Genomic DNA, 15669 nt, shown 5'->3' on the forward strand with positions numbered 1-15669 from the left:
CTGCCGACGCAGCCGGCCAGCCGAATCGACGAGCTGCTACCGCACCGCTGGACACCCTCGGCACGCTGACTCGTTGATCCTCCGGCCGCAACGCGGTCAAGATGGGATCACCGCACGCATACGATCTTCCTCATAGTCGAGATGCTCGCCGGCCCGTCCGGGGCCGGCGAATGACATGAGACTCATGGAGCGCCCGTTCAGGTAGCGATTGGGGTGAGTCAATGCGGGGGGCAGTTCTGGATGTCGCTTCACAGTTCGAGAAAACTCGGCCGCCGGGTATCGATGTCGGCTCGGCGCGAAAGCTCGGAGCAGACCAACGGATCAACAGCCACGAAGCCCTCGCAGTTCCACTAGCGGCCCGATAAAGCCAGGACTTTTCAACGCGCATTTCCGGACATGCGAAGCCCGAAGATTTGAGACGCAGGCCCAACAGCGCATCCCCGAACCCTTGCCTTTGTGGAAGCGCCGAGCCGGCGAGGCGGCAAAGCCGAAGCAGACGGCATGAAGGGCCGTGGAGATTTGGACGATGCGCTGGCGCGCACCGGCGCCGACCGTGGACAACGCTGCGCGTTGCCCACCGCCGCCGCCTTCGCCCACATCACCACCGCCCGCCACCAACAGGAAGATCAGGAAAACCAGGGACCGGCGGGAGCCGGTCCAAAGCGGCCCGGGTGGGTCAGATTTACTTCGGCGACCATGCGGGAAAGTGGGTCAGATTTCAGTCGGCGTTGACAGCAAGTACCTGCCGAAGTTCGCCAGCGCAGAGCGGCTGGGCGCGTGGGGCATGTCCGAAACAGACGCAGGGTCCGACGTCGGCAACGTGAAGACCCGCGCAGTGCGCCGCGGCGATCGATTGAGTCCCCAGCATCCACGAACGCTTGCCAGACAACATGCCTCATCAAGCCATCCCGGTCTCGCGGCGAGCGCGGCTGCGGCCGGTGCCCGCTTGCAGGCGCAGGCGCTTCAGCTCGGCGACCCCGAGTACCTCACCGACGGGCGCAAGCGGCCATGCCCAGTGTGGAAGGCCAGGTGGACCGGCCCTGGAACCTGTGGAAGCAAGCCGCGGAACACAGGCGGAATGCCCCACCGGCTTTGGCCGCAGGCCGGACGTGACCTTCATTCGGCGAGGTTGACTCCCTTGCTCACGGCCTTGAGTGTTGCCTGGCAAAGCTCGCCAGCTCGGCGTTGAACCTATCGGCCTCTTCCCAGAAAGGCATGTGCCCAGCGCTTTCGTAGATCGACAGGCTTGCGCCCGGGATCGTGCGCGCATAGTGCTCCGACGCCTGGTAGCGGATGATGCGATCCTGCTTGCCATGAATCACCAGCGTGGGAATGCCGACTCTCTTCAAAGCTTCATCGACGTCCAACTTCCAGCTGGCCATGCCGGCTCTGGAGATGGGAGGTACCACCATGTTGAAGGCCACCATGTAGTTGAGGTCGGCGGGCACAGGTGCTTGTGCAAAGCACGCGAGCAGGAAGGCCTGGGTGAACTCGATGGTCGATTCGAGCGTGCCGCGGGCCATCAACGGTATGAGCTTGCGCGCGTCATCTGCGAAATACCGTGGGTCCGAGGCGTCCACGAGGACAAGCCCTGACAAGTCCCGGTCACCGTAAGTGGCGACATAGTTCAGCGCCACGCAACCACCGGCCGACCACGCGACAAGGATCGGCCGCTTCAGGCTGGTAGCTGAGATCACTGCCCGCATGTCATCGGCCCACTGCTTGGCATTCGAGTAGCTGGCAGCTTGGGTCGGTTTGTCGGATTCACCGTGCCCCCGCATGTCGAAAGTGACGATCCTGAAAGTCTTCGCCAGGTCACTTTCCACCTGCTTGCGCCACGCGAGCTGACTCTGATTGCCGCCATGGATCAGAAGAATCTCCGGACCAGCAGCGTTACCCCATTCGCGGACCGCCAGGCGCACGCCGTCCGAGGAAGCCACGAGCTTGCTGGTGAAGTCAGCGGCCACCGCCGCGGGCAGGATGAACAAGGTCATTGCCGCCAAGTAAAACTTGAGAAGTCTGCTGCGCAACATAGAGAATCTCCACATCGATGTACATGCGGCCAATGTGCCTGCACCGGCTGCCCGTCCACAAGTGCATAAAGAAATCAACGTGTGGTTGCGGCGAGCAAGCTGCATCGGCTTGCTGGAGCCATACACCTCGACTTGCGCGACTCATGAGCCCGCGCAAGTGCCGGATCTGCGCGAATGGTGGACCGACGCTGTATGCGGCGCAGTAAGGCGGAACCTCAGCCTATGACGCGGCCCTCTGGCGACCCCAGCGACGCAGAAAGTCGGCGTTCAGCCGTACTGCCGGCATTGAGGGATTCGCCAGTTCCAAGCACTCGGCCAGCCTCCCGTCGTGGTCTGGCGTGAGCTACGCCGGATCCGCGAGGAGCAGGCGCGAGCCGCAGGTGTTAGCGGAACCATCCACCAGGCTTGGCACGCCGCGCAACGCCATGGGGATGTCCGCACTGACTGGAGCCGCTACATGAAGGCGCAGGGTGGCCCCATGCAGGGCCGCAGGTGCCGCGTCGTGATGCGACACCAGGTGCGGGAAGTGGAAGGTCTCTACGGGCTCGCCGCGCGCAAATGCCCGGTCGGAGTCCGCCCTGCGGCCGTGCTCGAATTCTGAAGTCAAGGACCTCTCGCGATGCAAAGTCGAAGGTGCCGTAGTAGCTCACCTCTCCATTGGCGGCTTTGGCTGGCCAGAGCGGAATTTCCCGCTTCATCCCAGCCAGGTTCCGTACGGTCGCGTTGATCTCGGCCGGTACGTTGTTGCCGATGGCAGGGGCTGCCTGCCGTTGAACCTGTCGTTCGCAAGGAGGAAGCTGATGCTCACAAGCAGGAAAATTCCGATCGTCGGTACGCCACTCCATTGCTGAGAGATCCAGGCCGCGGCGACGGCTAACGACATCAGCGCAACCCCGGCCCAGGCCAGCGCTCGCCAGATGCCGCTGTTCAGCCCCGTCGTCATCATTCAACCAAACATCATGGAAGCGAAACGTGAATCGGCTGCAGGTTCAGCAGGCATGCTTGCTCATGAGAGTGCGTAACTTGGATTCAATCGATTGATCCTCCGCCCATGCCGAAAGAATGGCATCGATCGCTGCATGCTGCTTCACCTGGGTGACTTGCTTTCCGTTTACTTGAACGACGACACCTTTAGCCGGTCCGTAAGCGACCGTCATGGTGTCGCCGTCGTCGAGGCCTCGATAGGCACGTCGAAGCCGCGCCAGGGGTTCGGGTGGCAGCGAGTCTGCAAGGGCCGATAGCCACTTCTCCGGGATCGTGTCAGGTACGAACCTCATTGAGATCATCTTCAAGCGAACGGCCTTCGGCATGTCCGGATTGCGGACCGATGTGACATCCGCACCCGGAAGGATGTACAGGCCGGCAGCGTAATGATCGATCCACAGGGAGTCTCGAACCCCGCAGCTGACCAGCTTGAGCGGCTTGCCTTCCTGCACCACGGTCGCAGGGAGATGAGTCTGTGCCGTAGCTGCAGTGATTGTGAATGCACATGCACAGAGAAGTACCTGAACTAAGTGGCGGCGGATTTGCGTGGTCATACTTTCCAGTCTCGGCTCACGAAGTCCCGTAGCGGTCGGCATTGGACGGGACAAGGCGTGTGCATGACACTGCCGCAGCTGTAGGACATACCCGCGTGCAGCTGAAAAGCGGCCCAGCACCCGCTTAAAAAGTCGCATTAGCTGAAAGCCTGTAAGCGTCTGCCAAACCCATCTTGAGAGGCGCAGCTAACTGAGCAAGATTGCTGTCCATCTAAGTTTGATGGACAGCAGATGAACGAGCATCGAAAGACCCGGCGGCGGCACAGCGCGCAGTTCAAGCAGGAGGTCGTTGGCGCCTGCCGTGAGCCTGGCGCTTCGGTAGCGGGCGTAGCGCTGGCGTTTGGCGTCAACGCGAACCTGGTTCGCCAATATCTGCGAGGCCGTGGCTTCAAGAACTCTGGCGTTGCGATGATGGCTGCAACGCCGCCACAGCTTGGCACCGCCCCTCGGCAGTTCGTTGCTCTTGCGCTGCCTGCGCAGGCGACTGCCAGTCAGGGCGAAGCGAATGCCGACATCCGCGTTGATGTGCGTCGCGGAGCTCTGCAGGTCAGCGTGAGTTGGCCGCAACCCGCAGCCGCAGAGTGCGTCAGCTGGTTGCGCGAGTTGCTGCGGTGATCCGCGTCGAGGCCGGGCACGTAGTCGAGCTGACGGCGCTCGGACAGGTGGAACTGCTCCACCATGGCCGCGATCGCCGTGCGCTTCGCCTGTGGGGCTAGCGCTTTACCCCGAAGACGCCCTTGAGCGCGTGGATATCCAGGTGGGCCTCGGCCAGAAGCTTCTTCAGCTTGGCGTTCCCCGATTCCAGCTCACGCAGCCGCTTGGCGTCGGGCACGTCCATGCCGCCGTACTTGGCGCGCCACTTGTAGAACGTGGCGTCGCTGAAGCCGCCCTTGCGGCATAGCTCCTTCACCGGCATCCCGGCCTCGGCCTGGCGGATGAACCCGATGATCTGCTCCTCCGTGAACCTGCTCTTCTTCATGTCCGTCACTCTCCTGGTTGACGGACCTCGCTAACAATCGACTGGTACGGTTGGAAGGGGGCAGGTCAATCGCCCTCGCATCATTCGGGGTCCATGGGCCAGGGCGGGCTGATTGGTTGAAGGTCCTCAAGCGAAGTCAGTGGCGACCGGTGCCAAGGCCGGTCGCTCGTCATCGCGCCGGCACAAGAGTCCTGCGCAAAGTGGAGCTAGCGCGAGTTAGCGCTTAGGACTATCTTCGGCCGCAGCTACCAGCCGGAGATCGATATGGCCTTGAAGCCTGCGGCGCACCACCGATCAAGATCATCACGGCCCGTGCAACGATCGAACGGAACCGGGAGAACGGGGCGATTCAGTCCCCTTATTCCTGCACGCCCACGTATTTTGTGCGTGGCCGCACCAAGTAGCCAGCCAGTCTCTGCTCGAACGCATGCGCGATCCAGCCCGCTGTCCTTCCCACCGCCATGACGGCGCCGGGGGCGCCCGCAGGCATTTCCAACGCCGCTGACAGCGCCACCAAGCCGACGGCCAGACTGGGTGCGAGCTTCATCTTCGACATCGCCGCCTCGATGCATTCGAGCTGCAGGCGGGCTCTCGGCGGCAGCGGCGATACGCTTTGCGCCATGGCCAGCAGGAGCATGGCGCGCGGATCGGCATCGTCGTAAAGCGGATGGTTGTAGCCCGGTACGCCGGCCTTCCGCTCAGCGAATTCCTTCAGTGCCCCTACGTACGACTTCGCCGAATCCGATTGGCGCAGCAACTGCTCTGACGCGTCGCAGGCAAAGCCGGTCAACGGCCCTTCGAAGGTGCCTAGCGCACTGACGACGCAGGCGAAGATGTCACCTCCGGCGGAGGCCGCAATGCGTGCGGCGTAGGTGGAGGGGGCGAGCTCGTGGTCGGCGCTCAGGATCAGTGCGGCGTCGATCATCCGGACCACTTCCGGCGTCTGTCGCAGCCCCATGCTGCGGATCAGCGTGGCCGCCACCGATTCGGGCTCCCGGGCCAGCCGAAACTGCGGGGGGCTGCCCAACAGGCCCAGCGTGGCCGCCATCGCCTGTATCAACTGCCTGCCCGCTAGCGCGGGCGCGCCGATCGCGTTCTCCGCGTTCTGCCCACTACAGGCCCCATAGGCCTGCGCAACCAGTGCAAGCAATTGGCGTGTGGTGCAGCCCGACGCAAGCGCCCCGAAAGAAGCGGCCAAGGTCTCGAATGAGGAACGCGGCGTCGGTGGCTGCCAGACCAGGGAATGCAGGGGCAGCGCTCCGGTCCACAGCAACTCCACGCAGTCCTCGAACGGGCGCCTGCTCTGCGCGAGATCCACAGCGAGCTTGCCGCGGTAGCGCGGTCCGGCGGGCTCGATGAAGGTGACCGCGGTCTGAACGACCTGCCCGCCGCCGCCCCAGCGCACGCTCCGATCGACGAGGTCGGCGGCAGGGGTGGTCCCCCGCTTGTTCTGTCGAAGGGCTTCAATGTCCTCGCGGTGATAGAGGCTCGCCTGCGCCCCATGGCGCATGGCTGTTCGGATCAGTCCACGGCTGACGTATGCATATAGGGTCTGGGTCTTCACGCCCAGGAGCGAGGCCGCGCTCTTGGCGTCCAGCATCTCGCTCGAACTCGGGTCGTCGTCCGGCGGAAGTGGGGCAGGTGCGGTCGGGCTCGTGGCCTTGGGGGCCGGGGCGAGCCTGCGCGGCGGAGTCGCATGGCGGTGGGACGGGGGCATGGTGAGGTCGCTGCGGTGGCTGAGGCGCTAGAACGATTATCCAAGGATCAAGCTTTATTTCTGAAATCAATGTTGAATAAACAATGATTGTCCCCTAAGATGCGACGCGTGTTGCATGGATTGCTTTGCCTGCGGCGGCTAGCGGGTCCGTTCGGCGCCGTCCCTCAACCCTCTTAGGACACAGATGACCAAGCGCTCAATCCTCTCCCTGGCGATGGCGGCCACCGCCGCTGCGTTGTTCGGTGTCTCGGAGTCGGCAGGCGCCCAGCAGGCGGCCTGGCCGCAACAACCCATTCGCATGATCGTGCCCCAGCCTCCGGGCGGTGGCACCGACGCCCTGGCCCGCCTTTTGGCCGAGCGGCTGCAGCCCGCGCTCGGGCAGCCTGTCATCGTCGAGAACAGGACCGGGGCCGGCGGAAACATCGGCACCGAGGCCGTGGCTCGTGCCGCGCCGGATGGCCATACGCTGCTGCTGACCACCAACACCCACGTCACCAACGTCGCGTTCTTCAGCAAGCTGCCCTACGACCCGGTCAAGGACTTCGAGCCCGTGTCCATCGTGGGTTCCGTGCCCTTCGTGCTCGGTGTGAACGCCGCCTCGCCCTACCGGACCGTGAAGGATCTGATCGATGCGGCGAAGGCGCGCCCGGGTGTGCTGGCCTATGCGAGCGGAGGCCCGGGGACGCCGCACCAGCTGGCCGCCGAGTTGTTCAAGTCGATGACGGGCACCGACTTCATTCACGTGCCGTACAAGGGCTCGACGCCCGCCATGGTGGGCCTGCTGGCCAATGACGTGGCCATGTCCATCAGCGCCATCAACTCCATGCTTCCGCACATCCGCTCCGGCAGGATCCGCGCACTGGCGGTCGCGCCGGCCCAGCGCACGCCGCTGCTGCCCGACGTCCCGACGATCGCCGAAGCCGTTCCACTGCCCGGCTACAAGATCGACATCTGGTACGGCGTGCTGGCACCGGCCGGAACGCCCAAGGCCATCGTGGCCCGGCTGAGCCAGGAGATCAACAAGGTGATGGCCGACGCCAGCGTGCGCGAGAAGCTCGTGCCGCAGGGACTGGACCCGTCGGGCAGCACGCCGGAGCACTTCTCCGAAGTCATCAAGTTCGACCTCGTGAAATATCGCCAGGTCGCCAAAGAAGCAAAGATCGTTGCGGAGTAGTGAACCCATGTCCAAGGCCCCAACCCTTGAAAGCAACCGGCAGCGCCTGGCCGAGCTCGTCGATCGTCCCTGGCGCATGCTGGTAGGGGGCGAGCTGGTGGACGCGCGTGGCGGCGAGCGATACGCCACCGTGTCACCCTCGACGGGGCAGCTGCTGGCCCAGGTGCCGTTTGCGCAGAAGTCCGATGTCGAGGCGGCCGTGGAGGCGGCCGAGCGTGCCTTTCCGCTCTGGCGCGACCTGCCCCTGTCGCAGCGCGTGGCCACCCTGCGCCGATTCATCGCGGTGCTCGAGGCGAACGAGGTGGATTTGGCCCTGCTGGACGCGGCCGACCTGGGCAGCCCCTTCACCTCAATGCGAAGCGATGTGCGCCTGGCCTGCGAGCTGCTCGACTACGTCTGCAACGCTGCCGGCGAGGTCAAGGGCCAGACGCTGCCGGGCACCGGCGGCAATTGGCATGTCACCAAGCGCGAGCCATACGGCGTGGTCGGACGCATCATTCCGTTCAACCATCCCTTGATGTTCGCGGCCGCGAAGATCGGTGCGCCCCTGGTTATGGGCAATACGGTGGTGCTCAAGGTGCCTGACCAGACGCCGCTGTCCTCGCTCTACATGGGTGAACTGATCCGCAGCGTGTTCCCTCCCGGGGTGATCAACATCATCTCCGGCGACGGTCGCACCACGGGTGACACGCTGGTTCGCCACCCGCGGATCAAGCGCATCGCGCTCACCGGCAGCGTGGAAACCGGCCGGCTGATCCAGCGCGCCGCGGCCGAGTCCATAGTCAAGCACGTGAGCCTGGAACTGGGTGGCAAGAACCCCATGATCGTGTTTGCGGACGCTGACATCGACAAGGCGGTCGAAGGGGCTGCGCGTGGGATGAACTTCCACTGGTCGCAGGGACAGTCCTGCGGATCGACCACGCGGCTGTTCCTCCACCGCGACATTCACGACGAGTTCGCGCAGCGGCTCAAGGCGCGGGTGGAGCGGATCGTGATCGGCGATCCGCTGGACCCCGCCACCGAGATGGGTTGTGTCGTTTCCAAGGCGCAGTTCGACAAGTCGCTCAGCTACATCGCCATCGGCCTGGAACAGGGGGCCACCTGCCTCACGGGCGGGGGTCGGCCCACGGGCGATGAATTTGCCGAAGGCCACTTCCTGCGGCCGACCATCTTCACCGGCGTGCGCAACGACATGCGTATCGCGCAGGAGGAGATCTTCGGCCCGGTGCTCTCCGTGCTGAAGTGGGACGACGAGGAAACTGTCGTGCGCGAGGCCAATCAGGTCGATTACGGCCTGACCGCCGCCGTCTGGACGCGCGACATCAACAAGGCCTTCCGGACGATAGACCGGCTGGAGGCCGGCTTCGTCTGGATCAACGGCAGCTCCAGCCACTACAAGGGCGTACCCTTCGGCGGGTACAAGAACAGTGGCGTGGACAGCGAGGAAGGCATCGAGGAGCTTTACAGCTACACGCAGCTCAAGACAGTCAACATCGTGCTGGGCTGAAAAGGAAACCTTGCTCATGAAATCGCCCGTCACCGCGGCCCCTGGCGCCGCCGATCCGGACTTCCTGCTCGCCATGGGGGACGATCTGCGTCAAGGCCTGCTACCCCTGCGCGTGTTCAACAACCAGCAGATCTATGACGCTGAACTGCGCCGCATCTTCGCGCGTTCGTGGGTCTTCATCGGTCACGAATCCGAGCTGCCCCATCCGGGCGACTACGCCATGCGCACCATTGGCGAAGACCCCTTCATCTTCGTGCGTGGTCACGACGGCGTCGTGCGCGTCCTGCTCAACGCCTGCCGCCACCGGGGTGCGCAGGTCTGCCGTACCGAGATGGGCAACGCCAAGGCGTTCACCTGCCCGTTCCACGGCTGGAGCTATCGGAACACCGGCGAGCTGATGGGGGTGCCGGTCAAGAACGAGGGCTACCGGCAGCTCGACACCTCTAAATGGAGCCTGTTCGAGGCGCCCCGGGTGGAGAGCTACTGCGGCCTGGTGTTCGCCAACCTCGATCCCGCCGCACCGTCGCTGGAGGAATCCCTGGGCGACTACAAGTGGTACCTGGACATCCAGTTCAAGCTCTCCGACGGCGGCATGGTGGTGATCGGAGAGCCGCACCGCTGGATGGTCGATGCCAACTGGAAGCAGGGAGCCGAGAATTTCTGCGGCGACAGCTCGCACACCCAGATGACGCACCGGTCGGTGCTGGACGTGGGCATCGTGGATCGCGCCGCCGCTGGATCGCCCGGCAAGAAGCACGGCTTTCACGTGCACGACTGCAATGGCTACGCCATCAGCATCCGGCAGGTCGATGACACGGCAGAGAGGTTCTGGGAATACCCGCCCGAGGTCACCCAGCATTTCAATACCAGGCGGCTGTCCGAAGCGCAGCTCGCACTGGCCAGGCGATCCCTCGTCCACAACGGCACGGTGTTCCCGAACTTCTCGTTCCTGCACATCGGCCTGACCGACAGCAAGGACCGCCCCGCGGCCGGGTACCTGAGCGTGCGCGCCTGGCAGCCCCGCGGGCCGGGCCGCACCGAGATCTGGAACTGGATCATGGTCCCGAAGGAAGCCTCGGAGGAGTACAAGCGCCGCGCCTACCAGGTCGGCATGAGCAGCTTCGGCCCCTCGGGCAGCTTCGAGCAGGATGACGTGGCGGTCTGGCCTGGCGTGGCACGGTCAGCGGCCACCGTGTTCGCCGAGATCAACAACGTCAAGCTCAACTACCAGATGGGCCTGGGCGACATGGGCACGGCCACGCCCGTCACCGGTTGGGAAGGGCCCGGCGTGGCGGTGCAGTCTAACGCGGGCGAAGGGGGGCTGCGCACCTTTCACAAGACCTGGTATGCGCGCATGACCGGCCAGGAACTCAGCGCCGTGGAAGCCGAGGTGGGGCATGGCTGAAAGCAAGGCCCTGGGCGGCGCGGCCGCGAAGTCGCTGGAAACCCTCGAGCGCGAGTGCACCCGCTTCCTCTACCGCGAGGCCGAGCTGCTGGACCGCGCGCAATTCCAGGCCTGGCTGGCCCTGATGAATCCGCGGATCGACTACCGGGTTCCCGTGCGCACCACGCGCGACAACGGCGAGGGCGACGGGTTCAGCACGAGAGCCTTCTTCATGCAGGAGGACTTCGGCTCGCTCGCCCAGCGCGTGCAGCGCCTGGAGTCTCCCTACAACTGGGCCGAGAACCCCCGCACCCGCACCCGTCGCATCGTCGGCAACGTCCGCGTGCGCGAATGCCAGGGGATGGATGTGCTCGTGGACAGCAACCTCGTGATGCTCTGCCACCGATCGGATGCTCCCGCGCCATTGATGTTCAGCTGCGAGCGACAGGACGTGCTGCGCGAGCATGAGGGACGCTGGACCCTGGCGAAGCGGCTCGCCTTGCTCGATTCGACCGTGCTCGGTCACGAGTCCCTGTCCGTCTTCCTGTGAAGGATGGCCGTGAAAAAGAACCTTTCGGTGAGCTACGCGGGCCATCTGTCCGATCGCGTGCAGGACCTCTACTACGGCAAGGTGGCGCCCGAGGGTATCGACCTGCACTACCTGCCGCTGCAGCCCTTCGAAGCCTTCAACCGGATGTTGCGCGGTGACTTCGACGCCGCGGAGATGTCCTTCTCGACCTACCTGATCCAGAAGGCGCGCGGACAGATGCCGTTCGTCGCGATCCCCGTGTTCCCCTCGCGCACCTTCCGGCATGGCGCGATCTACGTCAACAGCCGCGCGGGCATCACCACGCCCAAGGAGCTGGAGGGCCGGCGCATCGGCGTGCCGGAATACCAGATGACGGCCGCGGTCTGGACCCGCGGCCTGCTGCAGCACGAGTACGGCGTGTCGCCCGCGGCCTGCACCTGGTTCACCGGGGGCCTCACCTCCGCGGGTCGCAAGCCCATGGTGGCATCGGAGGTTCCTGGCGTGTCCATCCGTCACGTGGCGGACCGCACGCTCGACGACATGCTGGTGCAGGGCGAGCTCGATGCCGTCATCGCGCCGCAGCCTCCGCCGTCCTTCACGCAGGGCCATGAGGCGGTCGCTCGCCTCTTTCCGGACTATCCGGCGGCCGAGCGCGCCTATTGGCGCAAGACGCGCATCTTCCCGATCATGCATGTCGTGGTGCTGCGCAAGGAGCTGTTCGAGGCGAATCCCTGGGCCGCCATCAGCCTGTACCAGGCCTTCGAGCAGGCACGCCGCAACGCCATGGAATTCCTGCGCACGCAGGAGCCGCCCGCGCTGTCCTGGCCCTGGGCCTTCGAGTTCGGCCGCGAGATCCGCGAGATGATGGGTGAGGACTTCTGGCCCTATGGCATCGAGCCGAACCGGCGGGAAATCGAGGCGCTGTGCCAGTACGTGACGGAGCAGGGCCTGGCGCCGCGCAAGCTCGCCATCGATGAGCTCTTCGCCCCGAACGTGGCCGGACTCACGTCACTCAAGTTGTGATGGCCGTGAAGTCCGACTCCCCCGTAATCCGCCTTGGGCTCATCGGCCTGGGCGGCGCCACGAACCAGATGCTGCCGACGCTGCGCAGCCATCCGGACGTGCGTATCGTCGCCGCCGCCGATACCCACCCGGACGCCCGCGATGGCTTCACGGCAGCGTGTGGCGCACCCGCGTACGCCGAGGTCGAGGCGCTGTGCCGCGACCCCCGTGTGAATACCGTCTATGTCGCCACGCCGCACCAGTGGCACAAGGAGCATGCGCTGATCGCTGCGGCATGTGGCAAGCACATCATCGTCGAGAAGCCGATGGCCCTGTCGCTGGAGGACTGCGACGCCATGATGCAGGCCGCACATCGCCACGGCGTGCACCTCCTGATAGGGCACACGCACAGCTTCGACGCACCGGTACGTCGCATGCGCGAGATCATCCGCAGCGGCGAGCTTGGCCCACTGGCCATGATCAACACCTGGAGCTACTCGAACTTCCTGATGCGTCCGCGCCGGCCCGAGGAACTGGATACCTCGCTGGGCGGAGGCATCATCTACAACCAGGTGCCGCACCAGGTGGACATGGTGCGCCTGCTGGGTGGGGGGATGGTGCATAGCGTGCGCTCCATGACCTGGGCGCTGGAGCCTGGGCGACCCACCGAGGGCAGCCACCTCACCTTCCTGCAGTTCGAGGACGGTGCCGCGGCCTCGCTGGTGTTCAGCGGCTACGACTACTTCGACAGCGACGAATTCCACTTCTGGGTCGGGGAGTCCGGAGAGCAGAAGGCTCCGGATGCCCATGGCAAGGCCCGTGCGGGCCTGCGTCGCTTCGCCGATGCCCGCGAAGAAGGCGCCTTCAAGGCCCGGGCCGCCATGGCAGTGGGCCTGGGGGGCGCGCCCCAGCCCGCGAGCTGGCACCACCCGCATTGCGGCGTGACGATCGTGAGCTGCGCGGGCGGCGACATGCGTCCCTCGGCCGATGGCGTGCTGGTGTACGACCGGCAGGGGCGCCGCGAGCTGCAGGTGCCTCGCGGTCCCGCGTTTCCGGACAAGGCCAGCGTGCTCGACGAGATGGCGCAGGCCATCCGCACCGCCCGGGCGCCGCTGCACGACGGTGCCTGGGGTATGGCCACGATGGAGGTCTGCGCGGCCGTCCTGCAGTCGGCGCGCGAACGACGCGAGATCGTGTTGCGGCACCAGGTTCCCGTTCGTGATTGATCACGCACCTGCTTTCCGGCGTCGCCGCGTTCGCGACGGACGACGCCTTCGAGAAACACCCAAAGGAAAACCTGTGAAGCTATTCGCCCTGATCTACACCATGGTCGACATCGAACTGAGCAATCGCCACCGTCCCGAACACGTGGCGTTTCTCGCGGATCTCGTGCGCGCGGGCAGGATCGAATGCGGCTGGAAGTTCCCGCACTATGAGCCGGGCGCACTGCAAGGAGTCCTGTTTTGCCGAGCGGAATCCGCCGAAGAAGTCTTCGGCTGGTTCGCGGTCGATCCGGTGGTCGTGGCTGGTGCAAGGACCATCGAGGTGCGCGAGGCGCTGCCGATGTCGGTGGGGGCAGAGCCTGCCCCTGCGCGCGGCTGAGCGGATTTCCGAGCTCGCCTGAAAGAGGCTTTGCAAATGAAGGAGACAAGCATGCCCAAAGTATCCGAGCTGCGCCGCGTTGCGCTGCGCGTGCCCGACATGGAAGCTGCCTGCGCGTTCTACGAAACGGTGTGGGCCATGGATCCGGGCCCGGGTGCCAGCGGCGAGAGGAGCTACAGGTCTCGCGGCGAGAACCACGACGACCTCCTGCTAGTTCCGGCAGATGGCCCCGGCCTTGACCACCTTGGACTGGGAGTCGAATCGGAGGCGGGTCTGCATGCGATCGTGCGTCGCGTGCGCTCGGCCGGAGGGACCGTGCTTTCAGAGCCCGCCCCGGGCTCTCGTGCGGGTGATCTGCTCGTGGCCGCGGTCGCAGACGCCGACGGCAACCGCGTGGAGCTGATCGTTCCTTCGCAGCCGAGTGGCCCACGGCCGATCCGCAGCAAGCGGCACCTGGGCCACGCCGTGCTTTGGACCCCGCAGGCCACGCAGCAGGAGGCCTTCTACGCGCTGCTCGGATTTCAGGTGTCAGACCGCACGCACATCGGCATGTCGTTCCTGCGCTGCAACACCGACCATCACAGTCTGGCGCTGGCGGCGAGTCGCAATGGACGCAGAGGGTTGCAGCACCTTGCGTTCGACATCGGCAACATCGACGACGTCATGCGTGAGTACGCGCGCATACGAAGTGCAGGAGCCGACTGCATCTGGGGTGTGGGGCGGCACGGCCCGGGAAATAATGTGTTCGCATACTTTCGTGACCCCGCCGGCCATGTGGTCGAGTACTACGGGGACATGGAGACCGTGGAGAGCGCGGAGGTGGCGCAAGTGCGCTACTGGGGCCCTGAGCACAAGGGCGACATCTGGAACATCGCCGGAGCGCCGCCCGTGCAGTTCCGCGACGAATCGCCATCGAAGGAAACACCATGATTGCTGCACAAGACATCCGGGGCATGTACGCCATCATCGCGACGCCGGCGCGGGAGGGGGCGGATCGGCTCGGGGCCACCGAAGGCACGGTCGACCTGGACGAAACGGAGCGTCTCATCGAGGCCCTCGTTCAGGATGGCGTATCCGGGCTGATCGCGCTTGGCACGACGGGCGAGTGCGCCACCTTGTCGGAGCCCGACTACCGCGCGTTCGTCGACTGTGTGTTGAAGACGGTTCGGCGGCGGGTTCCGACCTTCATCGGTGCCACGGCCTTGGGCGGTCATGAAACGGTGCGGCGCTTGCGCTTCGTCAGCGAGCAGGGTGCGGACGGCACGCTGCTGGGTCTGCCGATGTGGCAGCCCGTCTCCCAGGACATGGCCGTGAGCTTTTACGCCGGGATTTCGGAGTTGTTTCCCGATCTCGGGATCATGGTGTACGCCAACGCCCGTGCGTTCCGCTTCAACTTTCCGGTGGAGTTCTGGGAAGCCGTCTTCCGCTCTGCCCCGACGGTCATGTCGGCGAAGTGTTCGCGCGCGGACGGGTTGCGGGAGATGATCTCGCGAACGCAAGGGCGAATCCACTTCCTGCCAAGCGACATGGTCGTGCAGCAGTTCCATGCACTGGCACCCGAAACGACCACGGCGTGCTGGGCGACGGCCGCGGGCATGAACCCGATGCCCTCGGTCGAACTGATGCGCGCGATCTCCGCGGGGGATTCGAAAGCGGCAGGCGACTGGGTGGACGCCATCGGTTGGGCCAACGAGCCCATCCTGCCGCTGGTCGCAAAGCCTGAGATTTTTGCGCAGTACAACATCCAAGTTGAGAAGACCCGCATCAACGAAGCCGGCTATTCGCGCTGCGGGCCGGTGCGTCCCCCGTACCAACACTTGCCGCAGGAGTACGCGAATTACTCGCGCGAAGCCGGCCGTCGGTGGGCATCGATCTGCATGGCCTGGCAGCCCGGGATCGGCTTCAAGCTGCGCCCCTGGGAGGCAGGCCATTCGTCCGCAGGAACCGACTTGTCCGCGACAACCGGAGGGTAGACGGGACTCGTGAGGATCGGTGCCGAGCATGAACCTGGGGCTCCCAAGAATCGGCCCCCTTGCCGCCTCGATGCGGCTTTAGACTGCTCACGACTCAGAATCTGAGGGTGCGCTGCCCCCTGAGATCAGCCACGTGACGATCTGGAGTCCAATCAATCCTGCGAGGAAATTGGACGATGAAGAAGCGATTCACCGAGGAGCAGATCATTGGCTTCCTGCGTGAGGCCGATG

13 protein-coding genes and 1 pseudogene are annotated in these 15669 nt (G+C 65.0%); 10 read left to right on the plus strand and 4 right to left on the minus strand.

All coding sequences use genetic code 11. The features are described from left to right. Positions 1–1142 precede the first annotated feature (1142 nt). Both JI739_RS24035 and JI739_RS24040 read right to left on the minus strand, forming a co-directional pair. Positions 1143–1994 (minus strand): alpha/beta fold hydrolase, encoded by an 852-nt coding sequence (locus JI739_RS24035; RefSeq protein WP_201686563.1) that lies wholly within the window; start codon positions 1992–1994, stop codon positions 1143–1145. Positions 1995–3022: 1028 nt separating this feature from the next. Beyond that, entirely contained in the window at positions 3023–3571 is a 549-nt protein-coding gene (locus tag JI739_RS24040) for a chalcone isomerase family protein (protein ID WP_201686564.1), read from the minus strand. 231 nt (positions 3572–3802) lie between these two features. Between JI739_RS24040 and JI739_RS24045 the strand changes: the two genes are divergently transcribed. Further along, positions 3803–4186, plus strand: coding sequence for a transposase (locus JI739_RS24045; RefSeq protein ID WP_201686565.1), 384 nt, complete (start codon positions 3803–3805; stop codon positions 4184–4186). A 32-nt stretch (positions 4187–4218) separates the two neighbouring features. Here the strand turns inward: JI739_RS24045 and JI739_RS24050 are convergent. Together JI739_RS24050 and JI739_RS24055 are read right to left on the minus strand one after the other, a co-directional pair. Then, positions 4219–4550, minus strand: a pseudogene (locus tag JI739_RS24050) (transposase); the annotation flags it as partial. Between the two features lie 358 nt (positions 4551–4908). Beyond that, positions 4909–6150, minus strand: coding sequence for a citrate synthase (locus tag JI739_RS24055; RefSeq protein WP_201686566.1), 1242 nt, complete (start codon positions 6148–6150; stop codon positions 4909–4911). 301 nt (positions 6151–6451) lie between these two features. Between JI739_RS24055 and JI739_RS24060 the strand changes: the two genes are divergently transcribed. The 9 genes from JI739_RS24060 to JI739_RS24100 all read left to right on the plus strand — a co-directional run bounded on the left by JI739_RS24060 (position 6452) and on the right by JI739_RS24100 (position 15438). Then, the gene (locus JI739_RS24060; RefSeq protein WP_236590030.1) at positions 6452–7441 is read left to right on the plus strand and encodes a tripartite tricarboxylate transporter substrate binding protein; all 990 of its coding nucleotides are present in this window, start codon (positions 6452–6454) and stop codon (positions 7439–7441) included. 7 nt (positions 7442–7448) lie between these two features. After that, positions 7449–8948 (plus strand): aldehyde dehydrogenase family protein, encoded by a 1500-nt coding sequence (locus tag JI739_RS24065; RefSeq protein WP_236590031.1) that lies wholly within the window; start codon positions 7449–7451, stop codon positions 8946–8948. A gap of 16 nt (positions 8949–8964) precedes the next feature. Then, entirely contained in the window at positions 8965–10353 is a 1389-nt protein-coding gene (locus JI739_RS24070) for an aromatic ring-hydroxylating oxygenase subunit alpha (protein ID WP_201686567.1), read from the plus strand. After that, positions 10346–10882, plus strand: coding sequence for an aromatic-ring-hydroxylating dioxygenase subunit beta (locus JI739_RS24075; protein WP_201686568.1), 537 nt, complete (start codon positions 10346–10348; stop codon positions 10880–10882). The genes JI739_RS24070 and JI739_RS24075 overlap by 8 nt, the downstream gene beginning before the upstream one ends. Positions 10883–10891: 9 nt before the next feature. Beyond that, the gene (locus JI739_RS24080) at positions 10892–11884 is read left to right on the plus strand and encodes a substrate-binding domain-containing protein (protein ID WP_201686569.1); all 993 of its coding nucleotides are present in this window, start codon (positions 10892–10894) and stop codon (positions 11882–11884) included. Positions 11885–11889: 5 nt separating this feature from the next. Continuing rightward, positions 11890–13089, plus strand: a complete 1200-nt coding sequence (locus JI739_RS24085) for a Gfo/Idh/MocA family oxidoreductase (protein WP_354003799.1) — start codon at positions 11890–11892, stop codon at positions 13087–13089. A 73-nt stretch (positions 13090–13162) separates the two neighbouring features. Continuing rightward, positions 13163–13465 carry a YciI family protein gene (locus JI739_RS24090; RefSeq protein WP_201686571.1) on the plus strand — a complete coding sequence of 101 codons (303 nt, stop codon included), beginning with the start codon at positions 13163–13165 and terminating at the stop codon, positions 13463–13465. A 51-nt stretch (positions 13466–13516) separates the two neighbouring features. Then, entirely contained in the window at positions 13517–14395 is an 879-nt protein-coding gene (locus tag JI739_RS24095) for a VOC family protein (protein ID WP_201686572.1), read from the plus strand. After that, entirely contained in the window at positions 14392–15438 is a 1047-nt protein-coding gene (locus JI739_RS24100) for a dihydrodipicolinate synthase family protein (protein WP_201686573.1), read from the plus strand. Before JI739_RS24095 ends, JI739_RS24100 begins: the two co-directional genes overlap by 4 nt. Positions 15439–15669: the final 231 nt, after the last annotated feature.

It is taken from the genome of Ramlibacter aurantiacus (assembly GCF_016722895.1).
Taxonomy (GTDB): Bacteria; Pseudomonadota; Gammaproteobacteria; order Burkholderiales; family Burkholderiaceae_C; genus Ramlibacter; species Ramlibacter aurantiacus.